Genomic DNA, 12,698 nt, shown 5'->3' with positions numbered 1-12,698 from the left:
CTTAAACAGTAAAAACCTCCAAAGTGTAAACCACCTAAACCCGCTAAGATAAAGTTCAGCGAGTACATGCGCTGCCCGTCACCAAGAATGTCTTCCATTTCTCGCATTCTCTTACCCTTTATCAGCCAGTGGAGCGGCAACACAGCGAAGATATATAGCACTATACAAGCAAGGCTAATATACATCTCTATATGGTGTAACACTATTTACCTCTCATACATGTCGCTTAAGCACTTTCCAAAGGCTCGCTGATCCGCATCGGCTAAATAAAAAGCGCTCAGTTATTCATAAACTCTTGGATAAAAGCCTCACTAGCGACGTTTAAACATTGTGTAGTGATGTTGGCATCCATCAATTGCCAGCGACCAAACCGACTACCTGTGCACCGCCCTATTTTGCTACCCCATGCGATCGCTTGAGCACGCGATGTAATTGCATTTGGCACTTGCGGAGCAATAGACGCCATGCACTCTAAAAGGTGGTTTTGAGTATGCTGCACACATTGATTGAAATTATAAGTGAAACAAACACGGGCAAATTGCTCGGGCTGACAAAACATCTCCGGAAACTGTTGTTCAAACATATCGAGGAAATGATCCGATGCTAGCTCTTTTTGCGCCAAAGAACTCAGGGGAAGAAGCGAGATAAACGCAATTATCGCCTTTTTCATTATATGTTCTCAACAGGATAAGTTTGATTCGCGGTACCGGTTGAACTGTTGTATAAGATGGCATTTTCAGGTGGCATTGCGTACTCCTTGCTAAAACGAACTTCCTTGCTGTCTACATTATATGCACGGCTGTTCGCTTGACAACCACCGCGCTGCACTTGAGTTACCGGCTAATTCTAGCGACAATGGTTCACTCACTACGATAACAATAAAGAGCGGCAGATATGAAACTTTCCACCCTAGGCGCAGCGCTAGCAATCGCACTAGGCAGCACAAGTGTTGCAGCACAGGATGACTACCAGGCATCAGAAAAAGCAATTCAACTGGCAAAAGACAATATTCTTATCGATACCCATATCGATGTACCCTATCGCATTCACAATAAATGGGATGATGTCAGTAAAGCGACCGAACGCGGTGACTTTGATTACCCGCGTGCTATCGAAGGCGGCCTTAACGCGCCGTTTATGTCTATTTACATTCCCGCCCATTTAGAGTTCGAAGGTAAGGGGAAAAGCTACGAGTTAGCAAACCAACTTATTGATATGATGGAGGCGCTCGCGTACCGTGCCCCAGACAAATTTGCCATTGCTGATTCAGTGGCCGATGTTGAGCAGCAGTTTAAAAATGGCGTTATGTCGCTGGCAATGGGGATGGAAAATGGCTCACCCATTGAGGGCGAGCTGAAAAATCTGCACCACTTCTATGAGCGTGGTGTGCGCTATATCACTCTTGCGCACTCGCAAAGTAACCATATTTCTGACTCAAGTTATGATATTCGCCGCAAATGGAAAGGGTTGAGCCCATTTGGCAAAGAGTTAGTACAGGAAATGAATAACGTCGGCATGCTTATTGATGTTTCGCATATTTCCGACGATGCATTTTATCAAGTCATGGATATTTCCAACGTACCGGTTATTGCCTCGCACTCATCGCTGCGTAAATACACGCCCGGCTTTGAGCGCAATATGGACGATGACATGCTACTCGCGCTGAAGAAAAATGGCGGAGTGATCCAAATAAACTTTGGCTCTAGCTTTGTGACTAACCAAGCCAACACTTGGTACGACCGCCGTGATGAAGCGCAGCAACAAGCTAAGCAGTCTGGTAAGGACACCACCAACTTTAAAGCCGCATTCCGTAAAAAGAACCCTTTCCCTTATGCCAGTTTAGAGCAAGTGCTGGATCACATTGATCACGTAGTGGAGCTTATTGGCATCGAACACGTCGGGATTGGCTCTGATTACGACGGTGTTGGCGATTCATTGCCGGTGGGTTTAAAAGACGTGTCGACTTACCCGAACCTAGTACAAGGGCTATTAGATCGTGGCTATAGCGACGCCGACATTAAAAAGATTTTAGGCGAGAATCTGCTGCGAGTATGGCGCCAAGCCGAAAGCTACGCCAAGGCCCATTAACTCATAAAGCCCGGTTCATGCCGGGCTTTTTACCGAACGCAGGCGTTTTAAGTGCCGCAGAAAGTTTGATACTGCTCATCACTCGTAGCGGGCGGTTGTTGTAGATAGTGATGTTGTGCTTGCACTTGATAAGGGTCTTTTAAAGCCGCCAGCAAGGGCGCAAGCTTGTCACTGTGGCCTTGCTGTTCAAAGTCCGCAATCACCGCTTCGACTTGATGATTACGGGGGATCACCTGGGGGTTCGCCTTACTCATCAAGGTCGCACTTTGGCGTAAGTGTTGGTTCACCACGCTCTGCCATTGCTCTAACCACGGGCCTAAATCCGCTTCGAGTTGAGCCAAGCCCGTTTGTTTACCTTGGCAATAGTCAGTGAGTTGCGCAAAGGTATTGGTAAAATCCAATTGCTGTTGCTGCATGCTCATCAACAGCTCATTAATTAATGGCTCTTGCTCACCGTCCGTTGCCAGTAATCCCAGCTTGCTCATCCACATCTGTTTTAATGCCAAATTAAATTTGTCACCAAATTGGTTTAGCGCATTCGTCAGCGCTTCCACCGCCTGTTCTCGCGACGCCGCAAACAGGTCAATTAAGGTCTCAGCAAAGCGCGCTAAGTTCCAGTTGGCCATCTGTGGCTGATTACCATATGCATAGCGGCCTTGGCGATCTATAGAGCTAAAGGCACGATTAAAATCAAATTGATTGATCATCGCACACGGACCGTAGTCTATGGTCTCACCACTCACCAGGGTATTATCGGTATTCATAACGCCATGAATAAAGCCTACCCGCATCCACTGTACCACCAGCTCAATTTGCTTCGCCATCACCGCATTAAACAAAGCCAGTAAACGCGTATCCCCCATTTCACCTGCCAACTCCGGGTAGTGACGGGCAATAGTCAGCTCCACCAGCTGTTGCAAGGCTTGCGTTTCTTGCTGCGCCGCCAAAAACTGAAAACTGCCGACGCGGATGTGGCTACTAGCAAGACGGCTGACGATGGCACCGGCACTTGGCTGCTGACGCATAAGGGTCTCGCCGGTTAAAGCCACGCCTAAACAACGGCTGGTAGGCACACCCAACCCTGCCAGCGCTTCACTCATAATAAACTCACGAATTGCGGGCCCTATAGCACAGAGGCCATCGCCACCACGAGAAAATTGCGTAGCTCCCGAGCCTTTCAGTTGAATATCCCAACTTAAACCTTGCTCATCCACTAACGCGCCAAGCAAATGTGCCCGCCCATCTCCCAGTAACGGCACATAATTGCCAAACTGATGTCCAGCATACGCTAAGGCCGTGGTTTTCTTCACTCCTTGACCCAGCAGCAAGCGCTTTTGCTCATCGTCGCCTAGGCCAAATTGCTCAGCCAGTGGGGTGTTCCATAACAACACTTGGGCTTGCTCGAAGTGCTTAACTTCGGCCTGATGACTCAGTGCTTGAATATGTTGATATGGGTTGTGAAGCTTCATAATTGTCCTTAGCTGGCGATGCCAACACGGTTGTCGCCAACACTGTAGGCGATAAGTAAGCTGAGCTCTTGTAAAGAGCGGCCGCTTTGTTGTTGCAAGTCGTTAAACATAGCTTGAATAGCGGTGAGTGAGCGTTTGCTGTGCAAACCACCGTCGATCACTTCGTGGGCGCGGCAATAGGCTTCCACATCCCGCGATAACACAAAGGTGTCTTTGCCCATACTGCGCAGCGCGTAAGCCGCAGTGTTACCACCTAGGCGCGCTCCCTGCTTTTTTAAATACTGCCACAGGCCAATAATGTCGGTGCTTGGCCACTGCGCTACGAAGTTGCTAAAACTGCCGTGCTGCTGCGCTGTTTCATAGATCATATAGCAATTTTCGGGCACCGTTTGTACCTTTTTAAAATTGCGCACGATGCGCTCATCGGCGGCCTTTTGCTCGAGCATTTCTGGCGACATCATCAGCAGCTTATCGATATTGAAGTCCCAAAAAACCTCACGAAACCCTGACCATTTGGCATTAATAACCGACCAATAAAAGCCACTTTGAAATATCTTACGAGTAAATTCTTCTAACCAGGCATCATCGCTAAGGCGCTGCAGTTGTGCGGTGCTCAGGGGTTGACTCAATAAGGCTTCTAGCTGCGCTGACGAGCCTTTTCGCTCAAGCGCACGCTCGTATATAGCGCGATAGGTTTCCATAACGTACTTACCAATAGACTCTATAGCCGCTATTTAAACATGCGAGCAGCATCAGGAGAAGGCTCTATAAGCCCATAAAAGTGCCGTTGTTTTGTCGCGCCACTTCGCGCATTAACGTGGAGAACTTGATCATATCCCGTGAGGCCCCGCTATGGCGTTTAAAGGCGATACCATGAATTCGAGCAATGGGTTGATTGCCATGGTTTCGATTGAGGCGATTAATTTGTGCCAATGCTGCATCATAGCTAGTGCCGGTATAATCATCACCAAACACATACAGGGCTAAATCACCTTGGTAACGGGCATAAGCCTTTAAGCTGGCGGCAATCCCCTCAACCGGTGAACTGTTTGAGCTGCCACTCCAATGCTGCAATCCCCGTAATACCCCGGCTCGTTGCGCTTTACTATCGCTACGCCATGAACCGAGTTGACTGCCACCTAACACATCACCGTTATCGGATAATACCTGAAAGCCGGTAACTTGAGGGTGGTTGTTAAGTACCTCATCCAGCGTTGATAACACACGCGGCCAAATTGTCTTCATTGACCCTGAGGTGTCGATAATAAACACCACATAATTACTATCTACCGGAATGCCGCCTACTTCATCATCACGTGCTGGGGCCTGAGCCGCGCTAATGGCTGCTCGTTGGCGTTCAATTAAGCTTTGTTCGAGGCCAGAAGCGGCGTCGCTCAGTTGCTGAACGTTATTTTTGGCACGGGCCACTTGCGCTTCCAGTGCGCGTTGCTGACTGGCATTGCTAACACCTTGTGCTTGCGCCTGCGCCAATGCTTGCTCACTTTGCTTCAGCGCTTGCTGTAATTGCTGTAGTTGCTGCTCGGCGCCATCAAGGGCAATCACTAGGTTGGCAACTTGACCGGCGTCGTTATACTCGCCCTGATCGGCATTTTTTGCTAACAAAATAAGCATAACAACCGCCCCAAAGGCACAGGAGATAATATCCAAAAACGACAGGCTGAATATCTCTATGGGCTCGCGTCTTTTCATGGCCAACTCCCTGCCGGGCTTATCATTAAGCCACCGGTGGCATTCGCCCAGTTCCAATAAAGAGCCGGAGCCAAAGGGTCGCCCTCAAGCGGTAACAACACAATATGGGTGGGCACCTTCGGGGCCGCCTCGGCAACACTAAACTGGTGAATACGCGCACGGCAGTCACCATCGATTGTTTTCATATTACCGCTCAGGGGTTTGCAGTTTTTAGTTTCCCGAAACCCGGGGGCACCGGCCATCATGGTGGGTAAGCCATCGGTAATGATATACAGGGCATCAAGGTTTTCCAAGGTACTGCGCATCGTCTTTAAAGCGGTATATAAGTCTGTACCATGCTCTGGCACCAAGGCATCAATATCGGCAACGATGGCTTGCATACTGGACTCGACTTTGGCCGAGTTGATAGCGCGTAGACCCAGTACTTGGGAGCTGGAGTTAAAGCTTATTACACTGACTTGAGCATTGTTAGGAACGCGCGCTAACAGCCATTTTGCTACGCGCTTAGTGCGCAGCCATTTGGGCCCTTGCTGTTTTTGCTGCACCGAGCCGATTTTTCGCCGGATCACCTGAATCAACTGCTCATCGGTCATTGACGCACTGGTATCAATCAAGATACCAATGCGCTGGCCCTCGACCTTAAGGCCCAACAAGTATTGCTCTTCACCACTCCCACTCAAGGCGACAAGATCATCGGCCTTAGCAGGCCCCGCTGCGGCAATTGACTGCTGCAACTGAGCAACGACCGCTTGTTGCTGCGCTAAGGCCTGCTGCGCCGCTTGTTGAATCACTTGCAATGCCTCCACCCGCGCTTTACTGATCTGCCCATCCGCCTGCGCTTGCTTAACTTGCGCGCTCATATCGTCCAGCTGTGCTTGTGCTCTCTGAACACGCTGCTCTGCAGCCGCCAACTGCTGCTGTAAGCGCTCTATTTCGGTGCTGGGTACTGCTGTATAAGCTTGAAACTTAATGACAATTAAGATCAGCAATACCGCGCCAAGGCCACATGCCATGACGTCTAAAAAAGATAGGTTAACCCCCTGCTCAGCGCGGCGTTTAAACATCAGCAGTTACTTATGCAAATGCGTCAACAGATGGGTTTCACAGTTGTTTTTGGTCTTCAACACCATTTCATCTTGGCGGTTATTTAAGTGAAACAACACATACATCAAGACAATGGATAGCAGCAGTGACACTAAGGTTGAATTAAAGGCCACGCCAAGCTTATCGACCATGCCGGCAATATCCCCAGCGACGGCCTCTTCGGCCTTGGCCAGCGCCGAGCCGATACCACGCACTGTGCCGACAAAGCCGATACTGGGAATGGCCCAAATGAAAAAGCGGATCATGGCGTTACCGGCCTCTAACTGCGCGGCAAGAGACTCGACGCTATCACGAATCGCATCAGCAGCGTGCTGCACGTTTTGCGTGTTTTTATAACGACGTAAACAGTTGATCCACGTTGCAACTGAGCTGTTTTTCGCACTTTCGCCTTGTTCCAGATAAGCCAGAGCCTCATCCACAACTAAAGGTTTATCCTTGGCAAAGGTTTGCAAATAATCGAAGGTAAACACCGGCTCCTCTTTACTGACAATGCGGTAATATTTGTACGCCATCAGAATCAAGCAGAATATAGCCAAAGTGATACAAGCCTGTTGCTCGGCATCTTTGAGTATTACCCACACATTCGCTGTGGCTCCGGCCCCATGAGCGGCAATAGCAGCCTCAGCGGCGGGACGGATAAGGCCCTGATACAAGAGGTGCACAACAACGACGGTAAGCACAAACACACTCACCGACACCCAAAGTGGTAAATTCATGCGCGTATTATCACTACTCATAGTGCATCCTTAAATATCAACGGGGAAAGTGGCCGGCGAGTCGAGGCTAATTTTTGCAGCCACCGCCACTCCCCCTACCGTGCATGCCAGTATGACACTGACTAAGCCGACAATAAGTTTACGTTTCATTTTTACCTCTCATAACGCGCTATGCGAAAGCCAATAGTGGCGCTTGGCCCGTCGCTGATGATCTTTACGGCGCCGCGCAGCGATTGCATGCGCCCAGATAAATAATTGCCCCCTTTAGCAATGGGGTTCCCAGTAGAGCGCGGCCCGGTGTAGTCGATATGCACCTTACTCAGATCTGGGGTAACATAAGAGCTGCTATCAAACACCCACTCACTGACATTGCCTGCCAAATCATACAGCCCCGCTTTATCAGCGCGAAAGCTACCGACTGGGGCTTTGTTAGCAAAGCCATCTTGATAGTTGGCAAAGTAGAAAGGCTGCTGACCCTTTAAACTGCTATCAGCAAAGTTACCTGCATCACGAGGAATACGCTCACTATCACCCCATATATATTTAGTGGCGCGGGCGCGTTTTGCTTTTTTCGCCAACCATTCCCACTCCGCCTCCGTTAATAACCGATAACCTCGTGCTTGTGGGTTGATACCAAGCAATTGGTTATTGGCGATGCGATAGTAGGGTGTCAGCGCCTCTTGCTCACTCAACCAATTACAGTATTGCAGCGCGCGCAGCCAAGAGATATTGCTCACGGGTAAAAGGGATGGAGCGACATCGTTGGCGAAGGCACTGAATTGCGCTTCGCTGATCTCATGCGCCGACACCCACACTGTTCGTGAAAAATCGACCTTTACCGGAAACTCATTGCGTTTACGGCCTATTTCATTTTGCGGCGACCCCATGGTAAAGGCATCCATAGAGAAACGCTTCATGTCTATACCTAAGGTTGATACAAACAAAGGCCGCCCTTCCCTACGCCGAGCGTCAAACTCGGTTAATAGCTCAACATGCATAGTGGTTGGGTGCTCAGCGCTCGGTGTAAGATTTTTGTGTACCGCGCGATAGCCTGGTTTTGCCACCTTCACATCATGGGCTAACGCTGGCAACATGGTGGTCAATGGGGTAGCAGCCACAGGTTGCTCATCAATATACACCTGAGCTTGGACATTACTGGTAATAGTCACCTTGCCTTGCTCAGGCTTAAGAGTAATAGGATACGCCTTATGGGCCTGCGGCGGTAAAATCACCTTGCTATTAAAGCTGTAAAACCCCGGTTTGACATAACGCACGCTGTGCATGGTATTGGCATCAACCGAGAGCTCTGTCTCGCTGATCAACTGACCGTTAACAAATAAGCTGCCGCCGCTGGGCTGCAAGGTAAAAGCGAGGGTTGCTTGTTGCGCCTTGAGTTGATAGTTACGCTCCACACTGGGAAACTGCTCGGTTACCTCGAGCTCTTCGGTACTGTCTCTGTAGCCCTGCTTTTGCACGGTGAGTTGATAAACACCCCCACTAACGGAGAGGGAGAATGGCGTTTGCCCTTGAAGCTGGTCATTGACATAAACATCCGCCCCGCTGGGGACGGAAGCAACGGTCAACGCGCCCTTAATAGGCTTAAGTAAAGGCTCAAGGGTTAATGTTTGTGCACGCTCTAGTTCAATGCGCTTTTGCCAGCGCTGGTAGTAAGGGTTCTCTATGCTTAACTGGTATTGCCCTTGCTCAAGGGGCTCACTGATGGCCGCGCCTTTGCCCAGTAATTGCCCATCCACGACCCACAAGGTATGCTCGGCGAAGGGCACGGACACTTTCGCTGCCAGCGTGCCCGGCTTTGGCTTCAGCTCCACCTCTACCACACTGGCTGTGTTGGCTGTGATTTGCTGTGCATGGTCATAGTAAGTTGGTGATGAAACTTGCACGCTCACATCACTGGCTAAGCGATATAGCACATTATCAGACAACCACCCCATGCCTGAGGTGACCTTAAACTGCGCCTGTTGCGCAGCAGGCTCAGGTGAGACCTTAATGGTGTGGCCTTTAACTACAAATAGATAGACAACAACCGTAAGTGCTAACAACAGCGCTAGCAAAGCACCAATAAGCATTGGCAACAAAGTGCTTTTTTGTCGCTGCTTGAGTTGTGCATCTAAATCAGACATAGATCTTAAATCCTTTTAGTACAGGCTATGGTGAGCGATACGCTGTGGCTGTCACTGTTCACGATGAGTTTCTCTTTTACCGTGACATAGCCAGAGCGTCGCCCCTCGATGGTATAGCTGCCGGGCAACAACGGAAGCGTTTTTTCAGTAAACTCACCAAGGCGCTCAACACCAAAAATTCGTACCTGGGTCTCGCCATTTGATAGCAAAGTGATCTGCACAGGCGTGCTCATCTCTTTTAGGTGCGCACGTAAGGTATCAATACCACGAGCTAAATCCTGAGAGTAAGGTTTAAGTGGTTGAGCGCGGGTGAGCGCTTGTTCGGCTTGAGCACGCACGCTGCTATCGCTTAAGCGCTGTGGCCGCGTTAAATACACATTAAGTTTTTGCTTGGCGGCTAACACCTCGCGTCCTCGTGCGGCTAGCGCAGTAATAGTGCTATCTCCTGGCGCCTGCTGTAGATATTGCTCGGCTAACCGAATAACCTGTTGCCACTGTTGCTGCTCGCTGGCTTGTAGGAGTAAAGCGCGCGTTTGCTCGGTGCTCAATTGCCTTTGCTGTTTAGCTAACTGAGCCTTTAGCAGCGCCAGAGTATTCTTATCACCTTGCAATTGTGCAATACGCGATATCGCTTGCTGAGCCTGTTGCAGCTGTTGTTGTTGTAACGCCTGCTGAGCCTGCTCTACGGCTGCACTCAATTGGTTTTGTCGCAATGATTCTTGAGCCGCTGCTAATTTTTGTTTTAATTCATCTCGGTTGGGTTGCGCTTGAACGAGCTGTTGCAATGCAGTGACTTGCTTAGGGACATCTCGCTCCGCTAACGCTCCTTGATACACGCGCCACCAGTGCTGTTGCTGCGCAAAACCATCAATGCGCTGTTGCAACTCCTTGATGCGCGTATCTTGGTCATTAACCGCCGTTAACTTTTGCACATATAACTGCGCTTCCTGCGGGCGCTGCTGAGTCAATGCCTGCTCAGCTTGTTGATACCAGCTATCAGCTGCCTCAAGCCAGTGCTTCTGTAACTTTTCAGCCATGGCTATCGAATGCTTAAGGTGCGTTTCAACCTCGCGGAATTGGCTTTGGGCAAAGGCTTGCAAGGCCAGTTCATAGGCCTGCGTTGCTTGTTGGTGCTTAGCTGGGGCAAAGGATTGAATCTGACTTCGGGCTAATAGTGGTTGATATTGCTGCTCATAAGCAAGTATCGCCTGCTGCGCTTGCTCACGGTGTTGTTCATTTGCCTCAACAGCGCTGCCTGCCGCCTCTGTCGGCGTGCTGACTTGCTGCTGTACCTCCAAGGTGGTGAAGTAATAAGCCGCAATGCCAGTAGCTACCAACAATACACTAGCTAGGGCAATCGCCACATAAGTACCCACTTGCGATTGGCGAACCTGAGTCTGCTTTTTTAACTGCTCATCAAGTGAGCTTTGTTCTGGTTGCACAACAATGGCCTTAGGTTACTGCATTAGTTTGCACTACTTTCCAACTGGTACATTTTGCGCAAGTGTGCTTTCCATTGCTCATATTGTTCCGCCGCAGTGCCTGTCAGCTCAACTTCTTGCTCATTGAACTCCATCACCTGGGGGCTTAGGGTGAGGTCCAAGCCTTGACCCATTTCGTCAATAACCGCCGACGCTACTCGCAAATTTTCATTGGCCTGATATGCATCTTTCAATAGCCATGCGCTACCCAACGCTCCAGCGGTTTTTGCTACCGCTGTGGATGTGGAAGTGGAGTTATTACCCAAGGCGAGGGCGGCAATGAAACCTAACGCCCCAATAACCGCTTTAGTATTGCGCTCGGACCGCGCTTCGCGCGCCCGTACGGCTTCCGGTAAGGTCTCTCTTTGCCATTTACGATACGGGCCATTGGTTGTTTGCTGAAAAACAGCAAACTGATCCTGTAAACGGTCGACAAAAAGCATGTCTTGATTACGCAATACCTCAATGCGCTGCAGCATAGGGTCGTTTTCTGCTGGCATGGCGTTCAGTTCGTACTTGTAGAACTGCGTCCCTCTTTTACTTTCTAACTGTTGCGATAAATACCCATCGAAAGCATCAGGGGCATAGTAGTGGGCATAACGCACTAGAGTGGTGTTTTTAAGTTGCTGCTTTTGCTGCTCTGACATATCCGTTAACAGCTCATAGACATAATCGGCTACCTCATCAAACACCGGCTCATAGGGGTCTTTATCTTGGTTCATTGCATCGCGAAAGAAGCTTTCCGATACTTGGTGTTCAAAGTCCTCAGTATCAATGGGTTCGCCGCTACTATCGACCACCGTAACTTCTAAACGAATAAATTCTGAGTCTGAATGTAAAACTGTACCTAGCACGTATAAATCGGCACTGGTGTTAGCATTGGGCACCACGGATACGGAACCGAATGCTTTGGTCTTGGCTAAAGCCTGCTTGGTTTCTACGGCAAAACGCTTGGCCTCAGCACGGCGTAATTGTGGCCATATATCTAACTCATCAAGCTCTTGATAATCAACGTGGCCGGTATCATCGTCGATAGGGAAGCCGGGGTTGAAAACAGGAATAGCCACATCTAAATAAATATCGCTGTTATACGTATAGCGCTTCGGCTCAGGAGACGGGCTTTGTGATTGCGTAACGCCCGGCCCCACTGCTATAGGCCCAGTCCGTGTAGTGGTAGACTTACAACCACTCACCAATAAGAGTGATATCAACAATGCACTCATTAGGTGTATTTGAACTAAATATTTCATGTCACTGCCCATCCTTACTGAGTACAACGATAGTCTTTATACTGCTGCAGTAAAGCACTGCGTGTTGCCTCATTAGTTTCCTTCTGAATCTCTTCGTATAGCATAGTGCAAATTATCGAGTCGTTGTCTTTTGGCGCGACCACTTGCTGCTCTCGACCAGGGCCTGCCTTACGCTCTTTATCATCTACCTCAGTGTTATCTTGTGCTTGCTGTTGTAGCATTTCGTTCTGCCCCTGAGCTTGGTCTTGTGTTTGCCGTGTCGCTTGGGCATTGTTATTTCCTGTATCTTCACCCGCCTGCTGTGCCGCCATGCTTTGTTGCACTTGGTCCATGCAAGTACTGTATCGGTTAACTGAATCAAGTAACGCATTTTCCATTAGGCTAATACGCTCTTCTTTGGTTAATGTTGCCGAGTCGACCTCTTCAATCTCTACCGCCGTACAATCATAGGCGCGATAAGGAGGTTGCTCAGCACTCACTGATAAACTGCTCAATAGTATTAATAGTACAAAGCAAGTACGCATATACCTCCTCGGCAGAGTTCAACTGCTTTATAAAGACAACAGATAGACTATATGTATCGTTTTTTTAGCCATAAAAGCAATCATTAGTTTGTAGGATTTTGTTAGCTGGAGATCTCAACAATGTGATCTAATGTACGAAAACTATATAGGTTAATGCGCGATAACTGCGGGAGCATGTGAGACTAAGTGGGAAAACCCGAGAGACATTATTAAAC

The 12,698-nt window shown here is 49.2% G+C and carries 11 protein-coding genes; 1 reads left to right on the top strand and 10 read right to left on the bottom strand.

Annotated features, from left to right (window positions below):
- Positions 1-277 precede the first annotated feature (277 nt).
- On the bottom strand, positions 278-670 hold the full coding sequence (locus tag MHM93_RS15510) for a hypothetical protein (protein WP_239449715.1): 393 nt from the start codon (positions 668-670) through the stop codon (positions 278-280).
- A 224-nt stretch (positions 671-894) separates the two neighbouring features.
- Here MHM93_RS15510 and MHM93_RS15505 point away from each other — a divergent pair, with 224 nt between their 5' ends.
- The gene (locus MHM93_RS15505; protein ID WP_239449714.1) at positions 895-2,088 is read left to right on the top strand and encodes a dipeptidase; all 1,194 of its coding nucleotides are present in this window, start codon (positions 895-897) and stop codon (positions 2,086-2,088) included.
- A 47-nt stretch (positions 2,089-2,135) separates the two neighbouring features.
- Here MHM93_RS15505 and MHM93_RS15500 read toward each other — a convergent pair whose 3' ends face one another.
- From MHM93_RS15500 to MHM93_RS15460, 9 genes are all read right to left on the bottom strand, one after another.
- Positions 2,136-3,557, bottom strand: a complete 1,422-nt coding sequence (locus tag MHM93_RS15500) for a YdiU family protein (protein ID WP_239449713.1) — start codon at positions 3,555-3,557, stop codon at positions 2,136-2,138.
- Between the two features lie 8 nt (positions 3,558-3,565).
- The gene (locus tag MHM93_RS15495; protein WP_239449712.1) at positions 3,566-4,258 is read right to left on the bottom strand and encodes a DNA-3-methyladenine glycosylase I; all 693 of its coding nucleotides are present in this window, start codon (positions 4,256-4,258) and stop codon (positions 3,566-3,568) included.
- A 64-nt stretch (positions 4,259-4,322) separates the two neighbouring features.
- Entirely contained in the window at positions 4,323-5,267 is a 945-nt protein-coding gene (locus tag MHM93_RS15490; RefSeq protein ID WP_239449711.1) for a hypothetical protein, read from the bottom strand.
- A complete protein-coding gene (locus MHM93_RS15485; protein ID WP_239449710.1) occupies positions 5,264-6,331 on the bottom strand; it encodes a vWA domain-containing protein in 1,068 nt (355 codons plus the stop codon). Before MHM93_RS15485 ends, MHM93_RS15490 begins: the two co-directional genes overlap by 4 nt.
- Positions 6,332-6,337: 6 nt before the next feature.
- A complete protein-coding gene (locus MHM93_RS15480; protein WP_130147963.1) occupies positions 6,338-7,108 on the bottom strand; it encodes a MotA/TolQ/ExbB proton channel family protein in 771 nt (256 codons plus the stop codon).
- Positions 7,109-7,239: 131 nt separating this feature from the next.
- Complete coding sequence (locus MHM93_RS15475; RefSeq protein WP_239449709.1) at positions 7,240-9,228, bottom strand: PEGA domain-containing protein; 1,989 nt, start codon at positions 9,226-9,228, stop codon at positions 7,240-7,242.
- A 5-nt stretch (positions 9,229-9,233) separates the two neighbouring features.
- Positions 9,234-10,670, bottom strand: coding sequence for a hypothetical protein (locus MHM93_RS15470; protein WP_239449708.1), 1,437 nt, complete (start codon positions 10,668-10,670; stop codon positions 9,234-9,236).
- Positions 10,671-10,693: 23 nt separating this feature from the next.
- Positions 10,694-11,959 (bottom strand): hypothetical protein, encoded by a 1,266-nt coding sequence (locus MHM93_RS15465; RefSeq protein WP_239449707.1) that lies wholly within the window; start codon positions 11,957-11,959, stop codon positions 10,694-10,696.
- Positions 11,960-11,973: 14 nt separating this feature from the next.
- Positions 11,974-12,483: a hypothetical protein gene (locus tag MHM93_RS15460; protein WP_239449706.1), complete on the bottom strand. Its 510-nt coding sequence runs from the start codon at positions 12,481-12,483 to the stop codon at positions 11,974-11,976.
- Between the last annotated feature and the right edge of the window lie 215 nt (positions 12,484-12,698).

The organism is Pseudoalteromonas sp. MM17-2, from assembly GCF_022347945.1.
Lineage (GTDB): Bacteria > Pseudomonadota > Gammaproteobacteria > Enterobacterales > Alteromonadaceae > Pseudoalteromonas > Pseudoalteromonas ruthenica.
This window is presented reverse-complemented; position numbering and strand designations above follow the sequence as displayed.